A 14,574-nucleotide genomic window follows, 5' to 3' on the forward strand; every position below is an offset into this window, starting at 1 on the left:
GGGCGGCGGGCGGGTCTCAGGTGGAGGTTTCCGGTAGCTTCCCTGGCGTGGACGAATCTCTCACCGACCGACTGACCAGCACCGACCTGTCATCCATGAACGGTGCCGAGTTGCTCGCGCATCTCGACGCGGTGGAACAGCACATGAGAAATCTCCAAAGGGCCAAACTCGCCCTCTTGGAGGACAACCCTCAGATCGTCGCCCAGCGCCCCGAACTACGTGCCCTGCTCGAGCAGCTTCGCAGCCTGAACCTTGACGACACCAAGGGCACCTAACTGTCTCGACGGCAACAGTCGGCGCCTTCCGGCAGTCCGCGGATCGAGGCTCGCCTGGGCACCCATGGGCTTGAACAAGCCGGCTGGCTCGGCGGTCCATGTTCGCCGAGCCAGGTGACCCGGGTGCTCGACGCCGGTTGCGCCGACTCGTGAACACGAGCCGCGCCCCCGGCGAAGCCGGGTAAAAGGCTGCCGCGCCGGAGGCGTGTCCTTTGCGCGCCGCTGGCCTGCTTAGCGGCCCTGGTTCTTGACGGCTTCGATGGCTTCTTTGGCGGCCGTGGGGTCGAGGTATTCGCCGCCGGGGGTGAGGGGGTGGAAGTCGTCGTCGAGCTCGTAGTAGAGCGGGATGCCGGTCGGGATGTTCAGGCCGACGATGGTCTTCTCGTCCAGGTTGTCCAGGTGCTTGACCAGCGCGCGGAGCGAGTTGCCGTGTGCGGCGACCAGGACGGTCTTCCCGGCCCGCAGGTCCGGCACGATCGCGTCGTACCAGTAGGGCAGCATCCGCTCGACGACGTCCTTCAGGCACTCGGTCGCGGGCAGCAGCTCCGACGGCAGCCCGGCGTACCGCGGGTCGCCGGCCTGGTCGTACTCCGAGCCGCGCTCGATCGCCGGCGGCGGGGTGTCGTACGACCGCCGGAACAGCATGAACTGCTCCTCGCCGAGCTCCTCCAGGGTCTGCTTCTTGTCCTTGCCCTGCAGCCCGCCGTAGTGCCGCTCGTTCAGCCGCCACGAACGGCGGACGTCGATCCACTGGCGGTCGGCCACCTCGAGCGCGATGTTCGCGGTGCGGATCGCCCGGCGCAGCACCGAGGTGTGCAGCACGTCGGGGAGCAGGTCGCGGTCGCGGAGCAGCTCGCCGCCGCGCTGCGCCTCCTCGACACCGCCCGCGTTCAGGTCGACGTCGACCCAGCCGGTGAACAGATTCTTGGCGTTCCAGTCGCTCGTGCCGTGGCGGAGCAGGATCAGGCGATAGGTCATGGCTGCCAGCCTACTGGGGCTCCAGCCAGCCCTTGAACGCGTCCAGGTTTCGAGTGGATTCGCCTCGGGCGATGCGCCACTCGTACTCCTTGCGGATCGACGACGCGAACCCGAGCTCCAGGATCGTGTTGAACGACGTATCGGCGTACTCCAGCACCGCGCCGAGCAGCCGGTCCACCTCCGTCGGCGTGATCGCGTGCAGTGGGACCCGCCCGTCCAGGTGGATGTCGCCCAGATGGTCGACGGCGAACGCGACGCCGTACATCTTCAGGTTCCGCTCCAGGAGCCAGCGGTAGACCGCGGCGTGGTTCTCGTCCGGGTGCCGGGCCACGAACGCGTGCACCTGCACCGACTGCGCCCCGACCGTCAGCGTCACCGTGGTCTTCAGCTTGCGCTCGCCCGGCAGGTCGGCGGCGAAGACGCCCGGCTCGCTCTCGGTGAACTCGAGCTCGTTCTCGGTCAGGACCTGGCGGATCACGTCCGCCGCCGACACTCTCACCCAGCCACCTCCGCCGCGATCTCCGCGGCCATCGTCCGTGCGGCGGTCCGGTACGCCGCCAGCGTCTTGCGGGCGGTCAGCTCCCAGCCGAACCCCTGCGCGTGCTTGACCGCCGCCCGGCTCATGTTCTCGCGGGTGAGCGGATCCGTCGCGATCCGGCCCAGCGCGTCGGCGAAGTCGTCGACGCTGTGCCCGCGCACCAGCAGCCCGGTCTGCCCGTCCAGCACCGCCGTACTCAGGCCGCCGACCGCCGCCGCGACCACCGGCGTACCGCAGGCCTGCGCCTCCAGCGCGACCAGCCCGAAGGATTCCGAGTACGACGGAACGCAGACAACCGATGCGGCTCGGTACCAGTCCGCCAGCAACGGCCGCTCCATCGGCTTCACGAACCGGGTCACGTCATCCACCCCGAGCGCCCGGGCCAGCTCGGCGTGGGCCTCGGGGTGCTCCATGCCATTGCCCGACGGCCCGCCGATGATCGCGACGATCAACCGCTCCCGCAGCGACGGGTCGCGCTCGAGCATCCGCGCGGCCGCCCGGATCAGCAGATCGGGCGCCTTCAACGGCTGGATCCGTCCGACGAACGCGAGTACGACGGCGTCCGCCGGCACCCCGAGCGTGTGCCGGGCCGAGGCCCGATCACCGGGGCTGAACATGTCCAGATCCACGCCAGGGTTGACCACCTCGACCTTCGCGGGCTGAGCGCCGTACAGCGTGATCAGCTCCTGCGCCTCGTCGTCGGTGTTGGCCAGGAGGCGATCCGCGGACTCGACCACCTGCTCCTCGCCGATCAGGCGCGCCGGCGGTTCGGGTACGTCGTCCTCGGCCAGGCTGGCGTTCTTCACCTTGGCCATCGTGTGCATGGTGTGGACGAGCGGGACGGCCCAGCGGTCACGGGCGAGCAGACCGACCTGCCCGGACAACCAGTAGTGCGAGTGGATCACGTCGTACCAGCCGGGCTCGTGGATCGCCTCGGCCCGCAGGACAGCCCGGGCGAACGTGCACAGCTGGGCGGGCAGTTCGTGCTTGGTGAGTCCTTCGTACGGCCCGGCCGCGACGTTCCGAACCATCACGCCGGGCATCAGCTCGACCCGGGCGGGCAGCGCGGACGACGTCGCACGGGTGAAGATGTCGACCTCGATCCCCAGGCCGGCGAGCCGCTTGGACAGCTCCACCACGTAGACGTTCATGCCGCCGGCGTCCCCGGTGCCCGGCTGGTCGAGCGGTGAGGTGTGCAGGCTGATCATCGCGACCCGCCGCGGTGGACGGTCTGCGGACGGTTCGGTCACGTGGTCAGGGTAACTCCGGCGTCTGCGTCGGGAATCGGGACTTCTCCCTATCCGCCGGACCGCTCACCTCGGGCTCCGGCGCCGCCCAGCTGGCGAGCAGCCGCAGCGCCTCCTCGGACGGTGACCCGGGCTCGGTCGTATAGGTCACCAGCAGCTGATCCGGCTCGCCGGGAGGCTGCAGGGTCTCGTACTGCACGGTGATCTCGCCGACCAGGTGGTGGTGCTGCACCTTCGTCCCGAAGGTCTTGTCCTTCACGTCGTGCCGGGCCCAGTGCTGACGGAACTCGGGGCTGTGGATCGACAACTCCCCGACCAGTTCGGCGAGCTCCGGGTCGTCCGGGTAGCGACCGGCGTACATCCGCAGGTAGCCCACGGTCTCGTCCGCGACGGCCTCCCAGTCCGGGTAGAAGTCGCGCGAGGCCGGGTCGAGGAAGACCAGCCGCGGGATGTTCCGCTCCTTGGGCTCCAGGGTGCCGAAGTCGGCGATCAGCGCCGCGGCCAGCCGGTTCCAGCCGAGCACGTCCATCCGGCGGCCGAGCACGAACGCGGGTACGTCGTCCATCGAGTCCAGCAGCCGCTGCAGTCCGGGCCTGATCCGTTGCGTCGCCGTACGGCGTCTCGTCGTACGACGGACCGGTTTCGCCAGCCGGGCCAGGTGCTTGCGCTCGTCAACGGTCAGGCCGAGCACGTCCGCGACCGCGTCGAGGATCTCCTGCGAGACGTTGTCGGTGCGGCCCTGCTCGAGCCGGACGTAGTAGTCGGCGCTGACCCCGGCCGCCTGGGCGAGCTCCTCACGACGCAGCCCCGGCACGCGGCGCCGGCCGCCGAACACCTTGAGTCCGAGGTCCTCGGGCTGCACCCGGGCCCGCCGCGACTTCAGGAACTCGGTCAGCTCCGCACGACGATCCATGACTCCAGTATCCAGATCGGCCGGGTCCGGAGCCTGGTCCTGCCAGAACCAGGTTCAGCAGACATCTGGGTAGCGTCCGGCGGGCGCCACAGGATCGGTGTCATCAACCTTCGCAACCACTTGGAGAACACGATGACGAACCTTCCGCTGGCCGGCCGCAACGCTGTCGTCACGGGTGCCGCGAGCGGTATCGGCGCCGCGATCGCCGAGCGGCTGGCGGCCAACGGCGCCGCGGTCGCGCTGGTCTCGCGACGGCAGGACCGGCTCGACGACCTGGCCGGCAAGCTGGGCCCGCAGGCGTTCGGAGTCGGGATGGACGTGACCTCACCGGACTCGGTCGATGCCGGCGTCGCCCAGATCCACGAGCGGCTCGGCCAGGCCGACCTGCTGGTGAACGCCGCCGGCGTGATGCTCGCGGCCCCCGTCGAGCAGGTCCGGCTGGACGACTGGACCCGGATGATCGACACCAACCTGACCGGCGCGCTGCGCTTGATCGGCGCGTTCACGCCGGACCTGATCGCGGCCGGCTCCCAGGGCCGGACCGCCGACCTGGTGAACATCTCGTCGATCGGCGCACACCTGGTCTTCCCCGGGTACGGCGTCTACGGCGCGACCAAGGCCGCCCTGACCCACCTGTCCACGTCCCTGCGGGCGGACCTTTCGCCGTACGACGTGCGCGTCACCAACATCGAACCCGGGCTGACGGACACGGAGCTGGCCACTCACCTCGACGCCGACGGTCAGGACCTGATCGCCGCGATGAACGACCAGATCGGAGCACTGACCGCCACCGACATCGCCGACGTTGTCACGTTCGCGGTCAGCCGCCGTCGCGAGCTCAATCTCCGCCAGATCATCGCCCTCCCGACCCGCCAGGCCTAGGCCTCACGACCACCGAGGTAGACCGCGACCGGGCCGGCCAGCGCCGTGATGTCCTCGGTCGGGTCACCGTCGACGAGCAGGAGATCCGCGTCGGCCCCGGCCCGGATCCGGCCTTTGCGAGCGCCAAGACCGAGCGCATCGGCGGCGAGGGCGGTCGCGGTGGTGAGTGCCACGATCGCCGGAAGGCCCGACTCCACGTACTCGGCGAGGGTCGCGGGCAGGAGTCCGTGGGGTTTGGCCGGTCCGATCCCGCCGTCGGACCCGGCGACCAGTCGGACTCCGCCGTCGTACAGCCGGCGAACGACCTGCTGCAACGCGGCCTCGGTGATTCCGGCCCGGGCGGACGCGGCCACGATCTCCGGCGGTACGACGATCGACCTATCCGACCCGAGCGTTCCGCAGACCGCGATCCCGGAGGCGGCGAGTGCGGCGAGCAGGTCGTCGTCGATCGTCACGCCGCCGGCCGTCAAACAGGTGCAGTGCTCGATCCCGTCGACACCGGCGGTCACCGCCTGACGTACGGCGGCCAGCGCGTGCGCGTGTGCGGTGATCGGAAGGCCGACCGCGTGGGCCTCCGACACGGCTGCCGCGAGTTCGGTCGGGGTGAACTGCGGGCTCAGCGCGTCGCTGCCGGGCGTCACCGGACCGCCGCTGCCCATGATCTTGATGACATCGGCACCCTTCTCGGCGCGACGGCGTACGGCCGCGCGGATCTGCTCCGGGCCGGCCACCTCACCGCCCAGCCACCAGCAGTGCCCGCCCACGCTGGTGAGTGGGGCGCCGGCCGCGATGATCGTCGGCAGCCCGCTGACCCCGCGGTTCCGCCAGTCCAGGACGGCGTCGTTCGAGTCACCGAGGTCACGGACAGTGGTGACCCCGGCGTCGAGGTGGATCCGCAACGACTGCTCGATGGTGGCGAAGATCGTGTCTTCCGTCGCGTCGCGCAGCCGGTCGAGGGCTCCCGGGCCGCTGTCGCCGGTGAGGTGCACGTGGGTGTCGAGCAGTCCGGGGAGGATGGTGCCGCCCGGCAGTTCGCGGATCGGCCAGTCGCGCGGCGCCTCCCGGTCGGTGCCCGTGATCCGGCCGTCCTCGACGAGAACCACGTGGTCGTCGAGCATCCGCTCGCCGTCGAAGATTCGGTCTGCCCGCAGCGCGATCCTGGTCATGTCGGCAGTTTGTCCTGAGACGCGGTTCAGCGTCAGGGCACGTGAGTGGAAGACTTGGCGCCATGACTTCCGACCGACCTCTTGCCGTGGTGACCGGAGCGAGCAGTGGGATCGGGGCCGCGTCGGCGCGGTACCTGGCCCGCGAGGGTTTCGAGGTGATCTGCGCCGCGCGGCGGCTGGATCGGATCGAGGCGCTGGCCAAGGAGATCGACGGGCGCGCGGTGCGATGCGACGTCACGTCGGCCGACGACGTGGCCGCGCTGGCCGCCGCCGTCGGTGACCGGCTGGCGGTGCTGGTGAACAACGCCGGCGGCGCCTTCGGGTTCGAGCCGGTCGCCGAGGCGGACCTGGACGCCTGGCGGCAGATGTTCGAGGTGAACGTGATCGGCGTCGCGGCCGTCACCAAGTCGTTGCTGCCGGCCCTTATCGCCGGCCACGGCACGATCATCGTGATGGGCTCGACCGCCGGCCAGGTCGCCTACGAGGGCGGCGGCGGGTACGTCGCCGCCAAGCACGGCGCCAAGGCGGTCGTCGACACACTGCGGCTGGAGCTGTTCGACCAGCCGGTCCGCGTCTGTGAGATCGCGCCCGGCATGGTCCGCAGCGAAGGCTTCGCGCTGACCCGCTTCGACGGCGACCAGGCCAAGGCCGACGCCGTGTACGCCGGAGTCGCCGAGCCCCTCACCGCCGACGACATCGCCGACATCGTCGCCTGGATCGCCACCCGCCCGTCCCACGTCAACATCGACCGCCTGACCGTCCGCCCCCGAGCCCAAGCCGCCCAGCACAAGGTCCACCGCGTTCAGTAGGGCCGCGTCGCCGTCACCTCGCGGGTGTGCAGCAGCACGTCGAACCAGTCGGAGAGGCTGTCGCCGGTCATCCACGAGGACGTCCCGAGCCCCGGGAGCCCGCGGGTCTTCGCCGTACGATTCAACACCTTGCGTGCAATGGTTTCCATGCCACCCCACTCTGGCCGTGGCGCCTCTCCACAGGCATCCGCCACGGGACGGCTTCTCAGGTACGCCGCCTGTCGTACATGCGTGCCGTGATCACTTGGCGCGGAGGCGGTCCACCGGGGGTGAGGGGATCGGAAGTGGCGCGGCGGGCATGGGGAGGTTGTAGCCGGCGTACAGGCGACGGCGGATGTCTTCGACGGGGAAGGTCTCGCAGTAGATCGCGAGTTTGACCGTCACGCCCTCCAAGGTTGCTCTGAGCAACATTTCCTCGACGGCGGGGTCGGCCGCGCCGCGGGCGGTGAAGATGGCACGGATCGCGTCCTCGACCAGGGCCAGGCGGGCCGACTTGGCGGTCTCGACCCGGGCGAAGACGTCGTGCGTGCCCGGCTGCATCATCAGGCTGATCGCGAGCCGCTGGATCGGGAGCGTGGTGGCGGCCGCCATCAGGCCGCCGTCGATGATGCCGGCGAGTCGCTCGTCAGGCGTCCCCGGGATGGTGAGGATCGCGGCGATGCCGTCCAGCCAGCGGTCCAGCAGCTCGGCGGCGAGCTCTTCCTTGGTGGCGAAGTAGTACGCAACCAGGCCGCGGGAAACGCCCGCCTGGGCGGTGATCTGGGAGATGGATGCGGCCTCGTAGCCCTTGGCCGCGAAGACCTCCAGCGCGGCCGCCAGGATGCGCTCCCGGGAGCGCTCTCGCAGCTCCTGGTTGACGGTGGCCGACCGCGGCACGATCCCTTTCCTTTGGTCAAGGCCCTGAAGCGCCGGACAATCCCCGTCCTTCTGCCCGGCGCTCCCGGGCTGACCCCCCGTTATTTCAGGCCCCTCCCCAGGCGCCGTCTATAGACTGGACGTCCAGTCAACAAAAGTCAAAGGGGCTTCCGATTCGTGGACACGAACGGTCACCGGTAGGATGAAAGTGCTGCGCCCTGCGTCGAGTGGCCTTCTCGAGCGACACAACACGCCGTAGCCACCGCCTGACACTCAGTCCTATCTGCTTGGAGCGCTTCCCCATGCCTGTCCGTAACGACCTGCGCAATGTCGCGATCGTGGCCCACGTCGACCACGGGAAGACGACCCTCGTCGACGCGATGCTCTGGCAGTCCGGCGCGTTCGGCGCACACCAGCACGTGGACGAGCGGGCGATGGACTCCGGCGACCTGGAGCGTGAGAAGGGCATCACGATCCTCGCCAAGAACACCGCCGTACGGCACAAGATGGCCAACGGCGAGCAGATGACGCTGAACATCATCGACACCCCTGGCCACGCCGACTTCGGTGGTGAGGTCGAGCGCGGCCTGTCGATGGTGGACGCGATCGTGCTGCTGGTGGACGCCTCCGAGGGTCCGCTGCCGCAGACCCGGTTCGTGCTGCGCAAGGCGCTGGCGCGGCAGATGCCGGTCATCCTGGTGGTGAACAAGGTGGACCGCCCGGACGCGCGGATCGCCGAGGTCGTCGACGAGACCTACGAACTGTTCCTCGACCTGCTCGACCACGACGCCGACCAGTCCGCGCTCGACTTCCCGATCGTCTACGCCTCGGCCCGGGCCGGCCGCGCCTCGCTGAACGCGCCGGCCGACGGCGGGCTGCCGGACTCCGAGGACCTCGAGCCGCTGTTCGAGGCGATCCTGGCCAACGTGCCGGCCCCGGAGTACACCGAGGGCGCGCCGCTGCAGGCGCACGTCACCAACCTGGACGCGTCGCCGTTCCTCGGCCGGCTCGCGCTGGTCCGCGTGCACGAAGGCACCCTGAAGAAGGGCGCCCAGGTCGCGTGGTGCAAGCACGACGGCACGATCCAGAAGGTCAAGATCACCGAACTGCTGATCACCGAGGCGCTCGAGCGGGTGCCCGGTGACTCGGCCGGACCGGGTGACATCGTCGCGATCGCCGGTATCCCGGAGATCATGATCGGCGACACCCTGGCCGACCCGGACGATCCCAAGCCGCTGCCGTTCATCACCGTGGACGAGCCGGCCATCTCGATGACCATCGGTACGAACAGCTCGCCGCTGGCCGGGCGGCTCAAGGGCACCAAGGTCACCGCCCGCCTGGTCAAGGACCGGCTCGACCGCGAGCTCGTCGGCAACGTGTCGCTCAAGGTACTGCCGACCGAGCGTCCCGACACCTGGGAGGTGCAGGGCCGTGGTGAGCTGGCGCTGGCCATCCTGGTCGAGCAGATGCGCCGCGAGGGGTACGAGCTGACCGTCGGCAAGCCGCAGGTCGTCACCCGCGAGATCGACGGCAAGCGGCACGAGCCGGTCGAGCGGCTGACGATCGACTGCCCCGAGGAGTACCTCGGCACGGTCACCCAGCTCCTCGCGGTCCGCAAGGGCCGGATGGAGCAGATGACCAACCACGGCACCGGCTGGGTCCGGATGGAGTTCCTGGTGCCGGCCCGCGGCCTGATCGGCTTCCGCACCGAGTTCCTTACCGACACCCGCGGTACGGGTATCGCGCACCACGTGTTCGAGGGCTACGAGCCGTGGTTCGGCGAGCTCCGCACCCGGCCGTCCGGCTCGCTGGTGTCGGACCGGTCCGGCGCCGCCACGTCGTACGCGATGATCAACCTGCAGGAGCGCGGCACCATGTTCGTGGAGCCGACCACCGAGGTGTACGAGGGCATGATCGTCGGCGAGAACTCGCGCTCCGACGACATGGACGTCAACATCACCAAGGAAAAGAAGATGACGAACGTCCGCTCCAACGCGGACGAGTTCGAGAAGCTGGTCCCGGCCCGCAAGCTGTCGCTCGAGCAGTCGCTGGAGTTCTGCCGCGAGGACGAGTGCGTCGAGGTCACCCCCGACGCGATCCGGATGCGCAAGGTCGCCCTCACCCAGATCGAGCGGTCGAAGCTGGGGCGCAAGAGCAAGAGCTGAAGGCCTGCCAGAGCACGAACTGGAAACGGTCGCCGGAACAGCGCGAACCGAATGACATCGGTGTGATACACCATTCTTCGGCCGGTCGCGGGGGCTGCGTCGGTCGCAGGTGAGGAAGTTCCGGATCGTTACCAACCAGGCGCCAGGTACTGACGTCTGTCTTAGTGAGAGCAACTCTGTTTTGGGGGAAGGACAAGGAAACATGGGCATTCTGCGTAAGCTCGGCGCTACTCTGACGGCTGCCGCGTTCGTGGGCGTCGGCGCACTTTCCGCCACCACGACGGCCGATGCCGTCACGGTCGCACCGAAGGTTGCGCCCCAGGTCGTGGTCGCGCCGCAGAAGGCGGCCACGGTGGCGTCGTCCAGCGCGGTGGTGGGCAAGTACCGCCTGGACAAGCGTTGTCTGACGAAGGGCCGGGTCCTCTGCATCAACAAGAAGACCCGGAAGCTGGTGTACGTCGTGAACGGCAAGGCGGTCCAGGTCGCGGACGCCCGCTTCGGCGCCCGCAAGACGCCGACCCGCAACGGCGTCTTCAAGGTCTACCGCAAGTCGAAGAACCACGTGTCGTCGCTGTACCACTCGAAGATGCCGTACGCGATGTTCTTCAGCGGTGGCCAGGCCGTGCACTACTCCTCGGACTTCAAGGCCCGTGGCTACAACGGCGCCTCGCACGGCTGCGTGAACATCCGTGACAAGAACAAGATCGCCTGGATCTTCGCCCGCATCAAGGTCGGCGACAAGGTCGTCGTCTACAGCGGCTGATCAGCAAGCGCTCAGCAGCGGCCGGGGAGTCACTCCCCGGCCGCTGTCGCGTTCTGGAAGGCCTTGTAGAGCCGCGGTTCCACCAGACAGAAGGTCGCTGTGGCGACGCCGGTCGCCGTCCGGCGCAGCGTCTGTACGGCGATGTCCGCGGCGGACCCGGCCGGCCAGCCGTAGATCCCGGCCGACACCGCCGGCAGGGTGAGCGTCTTCACGTCGAGCTCGTCCGCGATCCGCAAGGCGTTGCGGTAGCACGACTCGAGCAGCGCCGGATCCCGTTGGCCCGCGGTGTAGTTCGGCCCGACCACGTGGATCACGTAGGACGCGGGCAGCGAGCCGGCTGTGGTCCAGACCGCCGTACCGGTCGGGGTGCCGTTCGGGTACCGCTCGATCAGCTCTGCGAGGATCTCCGGGCCACCCGCGCGATGGATCGCGCCGTCCACGCCGCCACCGCCACGCAGGGCGTGATGGGCCGCGTTCACGATCGCATCGGCCGGCATCGTGGTGATGTCGTTGGTGCTGAGAACGATCTCCATACGGAGTTCCTCCGGTACGCTGAGCCAACCGAAAGACCGGTGAGGACGTCCCACAAGTGTAGGGACGGGTCGATCAGAGGGGTGTCCGATGCGTGGGCTGATCATTCGCAACGTACTGACCGGACTGGTCACGGGCGCCATTTTTGCTGCCCTCCTCAGTTCCGGAACCAGTGCGACGGCGGCCCCGAACGACTTCAAGACGGTGCCGTTCGAGGTCAGCGGTGAGCTGCCGATCTACCCGAAGGCGCTGTGGAAGAACGGCTCCACCGGGACCAACGTGCGCAAGGTCGAGGCGCGGCTGGTGCAGCTCAAACTGCTGGAGAAGCGCTACCAGGACGACGAGTTCGGGACGATGACCCGGTCCGCGGTGAAAAAGTTCCAGCAGTCCAAGGGCATTCCCCAGCTCGGATACATCGATCAGAACACGTTGACCAAGCTGGCCGCGGTCACCCACGAGCCGACGCAGACCGAGCTCTTCCCGCCGGCGCCGGTGGTGAGCGGCAAGAAGCTCGACCCGCGCTGCGCGACCGGCGCGGTGATGTGCATCGACAAGTCCACCCGCAAGCTGCGCTACGTCGTCGACGGTGTGGTGAAGATGCAGCTGGACGTGCGGTTCGGGGCGGTGAAGACGGCGACCCGCGAGGGCAGCTTCACGGTCGGCTGGAAGAGCCGGAACCACGTCTCCAAGCTGTACGACTCGGCGATGCCGTTCGCGATGTTCTTCAGCGGCGGCCAGGCGGTCCACTACTCGTCCGACTTCGCAGCCCGCGGCTACAACGGCGCCTCGCACGGCTGCGTGAACGTCCGGGACCTCGGCAAGATCAAGGTCCTGTTCAGCGAGATCAAGGTCGGCGACAAGGTGATCGTCTACCGGTCGTAGTGCGGCGTCGCCGTACGGCGGGGTGGGTCAGAGCGGGCGTGGGCCCCGGCGGCGGCGGATACCCCAGCCGCCTCGGCCGCGACCGGCGGCGGCACGCAGGGCCGGCCGGGCGTCGACCAGGTAGACGGCGGATGCGACGATGCCGATCAGGCCGAAGAAGCTGAGCCAGCCCTGGAAGATCTGACTGAGCGTGAACACGATCAGGATCAGCATCCACCCGGGCTTGGTGAGCTTGTCCGCGGCGACAAACACCGCCCGTGGCCGGAAGGCCGCGTCGATCAGGGCGACCAGCTTGAGGCCGAGCAGCACCCACCAGATGATCTCGAGCGGACCTGCGAACCCGGGAAAGAGGTTCGGGAACGTAGCGAGTGGGAGCATGCCTACGAGCCTAACCGAAAGTCCGGGTGGCCCACCTCTGCTCGGTCGCAGATCGGGGCCACCCGGCCGGAGGATTCACCCACAGGTGGGCTGATCGTTACCGTCAGTCGCCGAGCTTGCCGGCGGCGTCGGTGGCGGCCTTGGACGCGGTCTTCGCGGTCTTGCGGGCGCTGGTCGCGGTCGCCTTGACGTTGCGGGTCGCGCTGTCGGCGGTCTTCTTGGCGGTGGTCCGAGTCGCCTTGGCCTTGCTCACCGTGGTCTTGGCCTGGGTGACGAAGTCCTCGGTGGCCTTCTGACTGCGGATCCGCTCGACCAGGTCCTTGCCGCGGCCGGCCAGGTCCTCGTAGGTCTCCTCGGCCTGGCCGAGCACGGTGGTGAAGCCGTGCTGCGCGACGGCCGGCAGCTCACGCAGCTTGGCCGGGGCGGTCCGCGCGTCGGCGACGAGGGTCTCGAAGCGCTTGGCGAACTCGGTCTGAGCCTTGGTGAGCTCGGTCTGCAGGGTCTTCTGGTCCAGCTTGGCGAACCGGGCGGTGACGTCCTCGCTGACCGCGCGGAACTTCTCGACCGCGAGGTCGCCGGCGCCGGCGATCGCGTAGAACGGGGTGACAGGCGTACGGGTAGCCATCAGGCTTCTCCTCGGATTTTCAGCAGGAAACAGTTACTTGGTGGTGCGCTTGCTTGCAGGGGTCTTCTTGGCCGTGGTCTTCGCAGCCGGTCTGGCAGGAGCCGGCTCGTCGGCGTCGTCAGGGGACGTGTTCTCACGGACGAAGGACGCGTAGACGTCCAGCAGGACACGCTTCTGCCGCTCGTTCAGCGCGGGGTCGAGCAGGACGGCGTCGACCACGCCTGCGGCCCGCCGGCCGTCCGAGCTGTCGTCCGGATCGAGGATGCCGGCCCGTACGTACAGGGTCTCCGCGGAGATCCGCAACGCCTTCGCGAGCTGCTGCAGCACATCGGCCGACGGTTTCCGCAGGCCGCGCTCGATCTGGCTCAGATACGGGTTCGACACACCGGCCAGGTCCGACAGCTGCCGCAACGACAACTGCGCGTGCCGCCGCTGCTCGGCGAGGTACTCCCCGAGGGAGCCCACTGCCCCAGCCGCACGATCACTCAACTTGGCCATGCTCCATTGTGCTAGCAACCTGCTTGCAATTGCAAGCAGGCCCACCGTGAGCCCGCTCACGCGGGCCGTGAACTAGCTGAAAGTCGAAGGATGCGGCTGGACGGCGCCGACCTGGACGCCGCCGCCGAGGAGGGGGAAGTGGAGGTGGCGCTCGATGGTGTCGTTGGTGATGCCGAGGCGTTGCAGGGTCGCGGCCATGACGACCTTGCGGGCGCGGGCCTGGCCGTCCTCGAGCTTCAGGGCGACGCCACGGCCGTCCGCGAGGCCGACGGCGTACACACCTTCGGCGCCGGCCTTGCAGAACAGGCCGTCGACGGCGTGCATCAGCTCGGCCTCGTCGCGCGTACTCCCGCTGGCGTACTCGGGGTGTGCGCGGAAGGCTTTGACGACGCGGGCCTCCAGAGTCTCCGGGGACGCCGCGGCGAACAGGCCGAAGGAGCGCGCCAGGCCGGACAGTGTGAGGGCGAAGATCGGCGCACCGCAGCCGTCGACGGCGATGTACGAGGCCTTCTCGCCTGCGGAGTCCTCGATCGCGGTCCGGATCTCCTTCTGCAGTGGGTGATCCGGCGAGCGGTAGTCGTCCAGCGGCCAGTCGTTGACCTGACAGGTCAGGATCATCGCGGCGTGCTTGCCCGAGCAGTTCATCGTGATCGGCTCGGGGCCGTGGCCCGCGCGTACCCAGGCGTCCCGGGCCGCATCGTCCAGCGGATACTGCACCGGCGTCCGCAACGCCGACTCGTCCAGACCGGCCTTCGCGAGGATCCGGCGTACGCCGTCCAGGTGGAACTGCTCACCGGAGTGCGACGCGCCCGCGAGCGCGAGCAGCTCGCCGTCCAGGTCCAGGCCGTTGCGGAGCATCCCGAGCGCCTGCATCGGCTTGTTCGACGAGCGGGGGAACATCGGCTGGTCGACGATGCCGGCCGACCAGGCCACACTGCCGTCGGGGTTCGTCACCACGACGGAGCCACGATGATGGCCCTCGACGAAGTCGCTGCGGACGACGTCGGCCAGGATCACAGGTTCGGTCACGGCTGAACTGTACAGGTGCAAAACGCGGTGTTGCGAATGA

The 14,574-nt window shown here is 68.9% G+C and carries 18 protein-coding genes; 6 read left to right on the forward strand and 12 right to left on the reverse strand.

The window, feature by feature from the left end:
• Positions 1 to 47 precede the first annotated feature (47 nt).
• Positions 48 to 275 carry a hypothetical protein gene (locus tag OG876_RS08185; RefSeq protein WP_328524177.1) on the forward strand — a complete coding sequence of 76 codons (228 nt, stop codon included), beginning with the start codon at positions 48 to 50 and terminating at the stop codon, positions 273 to 275.
• Between the two features lie 231 nt (positions 276 to 506).
• Here OG876_RS08185 and OG876_RS08190 read toward each other — a convergent pair whose 3' ends face one another.
• From OG876_RS08190 to OG876_RS08205, 4 genes are read right to left on the reverse strand one after another with little or no spacing between them, the layout of a single operon-like run.
• Positions 507 to 1,253, reverse strand: coding sequence for a phosphoglyceromutase (locus tag OG876_RS08190; protein ID WP_328524178.1), 747 nt, complete (start codon positions 1,251 to 1,253; stop codon positions 507 to 509).
• Positions 1,254 to 1,263: 10 nt separating this feature from the next.
• Entirely contained in the window at positions 1,264 to 1,752 is a 489-nt protein-coding gene (locus tag OG876_RS08195) for a YbjN domain-containing protein (RefSeq protein WP_328524179.1), read from the reverse strand.
• Positions 1,749 to 3,041, reverse strand: a complete 1,293-nt coding sequence (gene mshA, locus OG876_RS08200) for a D-inositol-3-phosphate glycosyltransferase (RefSeq protein ID WP_328524180.1) — start codon at positions 3,039 to 3,041, stop codon at positions 1,749 to 1,751. Before mshA ends, OG876_RS08195 begins: the two co-directional genes overlap by 4 nt.
• A 4-nt stretch (positions 3,042 to 3,045) precedes the next feature.
• Positions 3,046 to 3,951 carry a helix-turn-helix domain-containing protein gene (locus OG876_RS08205; RefSeq protein WP_328524181.1) on the reverse strand — a complete coding sequence of 302 codons (906 nt, stop codon included), beginning with the start codon at positions 3,949 to 3,951 and terminating at the stop codon, positions 3,046 to 3,048.
• Positions 3,952 to 4,083: 132 nt separating this feature from the next.
• Between OG876_RS08205 and OG876_RS08210 the strand changes: the two genes are divergently transcribed.
• On the forward strand, positions 4,084 to 4,833 hold the full coding sequence (locus OG876_RS08210; RefSeq protein WP_328524182.1) for an SDR family oxidoreductase: 750 nt from the start codon (positions 4,084 to 4,086) through the stop codon (positions 4,831 to 4,833).
• Here OG876_RS08210 and OG876_RS08215 read toward each other — a convergent pair.
• Positions 4,830 to 5,999, reverse strand: a complete 1,170-nt coding sequence (locus OG876_RS08215; protein WP_328524183.1) for an amidohydrolase family protein — start codon at positions 5,997 to 5,999, stop codon at positions 4,830 to 4,832. The genes OG876_RS08210 and OG876_RS08215 overlap by 4 nt on opposite strands.
• A gap of 62 nt (positions 6,000 to 6,061) precedes the next feature.
• On the opposite strand from OG876_RS08215, the gene OG876_RS08220 reads away from it, so the two are divergent.
• Positions 6,062 to 6,808 (forward strand): SDR family NAD(P)-dependent oxidoreductase, encoded by a 747-nt coding sequence (locus OG876_RS08220; RefSeq protein ID WP_328524184.1) that lies wholly within the window; start codon positions 6,062 to 6,064, stop codon positions 6,806 to 6,808.
• Here the strand turns inward: OG876_RS08220 and OG876_RS08225 are convergent.
• Both OG876_RS08225 and OG876_RS08230 read right to left on the reverse strand, forming a co-directional pair.
• Positions 6,802 to 6,957, reverse strand: coding sequence for a hypothetical protein (locus tag OG876_RS08225; RefSeq protein WP_328524185.1), 156 nt, complete (start codon positions 6,955 to 6,957; stop codon positions 6,802 to 6,804). The genes OG876_RS08220 and OG876_RS08225 overlap by 7 nt on opposite strands.
• A 91-nt stretch (positions 6,958 to 7,048) precedes the next feature.
• The gene (locus OG876_RS08230) at positions 7,049 to 7,684 is read right to left on the reverse strand and encodes a TetR/AcrR family transcriptional regulator (protein WP_328524186.1); all 636 of its coding nucleotides are present in this window, start codon (positions 7,682 to 7,684) and stop codon (positions 7,049 to 7,051) included.
• A 281-nt stretch (positions 7,685 to 7,965) separates the two neighbouring features.
• On the opposite strand from OG876_RS08230, the gene typA reads away from it, so the two are divergent.
• Together typA and OG876_RS08240 are read left to right on the forward strand one after the other, a co-directional pair.
• Entirely contained in the window at positions 7,966 to 9,828 is a 1,863-nt protein-coding gene (typA, locus tag OG876_RS08235; protein WP_328524187.1) for a translational GTPase TypA, read from the forward strand.
• 202 nt (positions 9,829 to 10,030) lie between these two features.
• Positions 10,031 to 10,591 (forward strand): L,D-transpeptidase, encoded by a 561-nt coding sequence (locus OG876_RS08240; RefSeq protein WP_328524188.1) that lies wholly within the window; start codon positions 10,031 to 10,033, stop codon positions 10,589 to 10,591.
• A 29-nt stretch (positions 10,592 to 10,620) separates the two neighbouring features.
• On the opposite strand, the gene OG876_RS08245 is transcribed toward OG876_RS08240, so the two are convergent.
• On the reverse strand, positions 10,621 to 11,124 hold the full coding sequence (locus tag OG876_RS08245) for a macro domain-containing protein (protein WP_328524189.1): 504 nt from the start codon (positions 11,122 to 11,124) through the stop codon (positions 10,621 to 10,623).
• 88 nt (positions 11,125 to 11,212) lie between these two features.
• Between OG876_RS08245 and OG876_RS08250 the strand changes: the two genes are divergently transcribed.
• On the forward strand, positions 11,213 to 12,004 hold the full coding sequence (locus tag OG876_RS08250) for a L,D-transpeptidase family protein (protein WP_328524190.1): 792 nt from the start codon (positions 11,213 to 11,215) through the stop codon (positions 12,002 to 12,004).
• A 27-nt stretch (positions 12,005 to 12,031) separates the two neighbouring features.
• On the opposite strand, the gene OG876_RS08255 is transcribed toward OG876_RS08250, so the two are convergent.
• The 4 genes from OG876_RS08255 to OG876_RS08270 form a co-directional block, all read right to left on the reverse strand.
• On the reverse strand, positions 12,032 to 12,382 hold the full coding sequence (locus tag OG876_RS08255; RefSeq protein WP_328524191.1) for a DUF2516 family protein: 351 nt from the start codon (positions 12,380 to 12,382) through the stop codon (positions 12,032 to 12,034).
• Between the two features lie 103 nt (positions 12,383 to 12,485).
• A complete protein-coding gene (locus OG876_RS08260) occupies positions 12,486 to 13,007 on the reverse strand; it encodes a hypothetical protein (protein WP_328524192.1) in 522 nt (173 codons plus the stop codon).
• 33 nt (positions 13,008 to 13,040) lie between these two features.
• On the reverse strand, positions 13,041 to 13,505 hold the full coding sequence (locus tag OG876_RS08265) for a helix-turn-helix domain-containing protein (protein ID WP_328524193.1): 465 nt from the start codon (positions 13,503 to 13,505) through the stop codon (positions 13,041 to 13,043).
• A gap of 72 nt (positions 13,506 to 13,577) precedes the next feature.
• Positions 13,578 to 14,534 (reverse strand): asparaginase, encoded by a 957-nt coding sequence (locus OG876_RS08270; RefSeq protein WP_328524194.1) that lies wholly within the window; start codon positions 14,532 to 14,534, stop codon positions 13,578 to 13,580.
• Positions 14,535 to 14,574: the final 40 nt, after the last annotated feature.

The organism is Kribbella sp. NBC_00359, from assembly GCF_036097425.1.
Classification (GTDB): Bacteria; Actinomycetota; Actinomycetes; order Propionibacteriales; family Kribbellaceae; genus Kribbella.

What these genes read in the sequence shown, in the direction of transcription:
- OG876_RS08190 (WP_328524178.1), bottom strand. Translation starts at nt 1,253, where the DNA reads ATGACCTATCGCCTGATCCTGCTCCGCCACGGCACGAGCGACTGGAAC.
- OG876_RS08205 (WP_328524181.1), bottom strand. Translation starts at nt 3,951, where the DNA reads ATGGATCGTCGTGCGGAGCTGACCGAGTTCCTGAAGTCGCGGCGGGCC.
- OG876_RS08210 (WP_328524182.1), top strand. Translation starts at nt 4,084, where the DNA reads ATGACGAACCTTCCGCTGGCCGGCCGCAACGCTGTCGTCACGGGTGCC.
- OG876_RS08215 (WP_328524183.1), bottom strand. Translation starts at nt 5,999, where the DNA reads ATGACCAGGATCGCGCTGCGGGCAGACCGAATCTTCGACGGCGAGCGG.
- OG876_RS08220 (WP_328524184.1), top strand. Translation starts at nt 6,062, where the DNA reads ATGACTTCCGACCGACCTCTTGCCGTGGTGACCGGAGCGAGCAGTGGG.
- OG876_RS08225 (WP_328524185.1), bottom strand. Translation starts at nt 6,957, where the DNA reads ATGGAAACCATTGCACGCAAGGTGTTGAATCGTACGGCGAAGACCCGC.
- typA (WP_328524187.1), top strand. Translation starts at nt 7,966, where the DNA reads ATGCCTGTCCGTAACGACCTGCGCAATGTCGCGATCGTGGCCCACGTC.
- OG876_RS08240 (WP_328524188.1), top strand. Translation starts at nt 10,031, where the DNA reads ATGGGCATTCTGCGTAAGCTCGGCGCTACTCTGACGGCTGCCGCGTTC.
- OG876_RS08245 (WP_328524189.1), bottom strand. Translation starts at nt 11,124, where the DNA reads ATGGAGATCGTTCTCAGCACCAACGACATCACCACGATGCCGGCCGAT.
- OG876_RS08250 (WP_328524190.1), top strand. Translation starts at nt 11,213, where the DNA reads ATGCGTGGGCTGATCATTCGCAACGTACTGACCGGACTGGTCACGGGC.
- OG876_RS08255 (WP_328524191.1), bottom strand. Translation starts at nt 12,382, where the DNA reads ATGCTCCCACTCGCTACGTTCCCGAACCTCTTTCCCGGGTTCGCAGGT.
- OG876_RS08260 (WP_328524192.1), bottom strand. Translation starts at nt 13,007, where the DNA reads ATGGCTACCCGTACGCCTGTCACCCCGTTCTACGCGATCGCCGGCGCC.
- OG876_RS08265 (WP_328524193.1), bottom strand. Translation starts at nt 13,505, where the DNA reads ATGGCCAAGTTGAGTGATCGTGCGGCTGGGGCAGTGGGCTCCCTCGGG.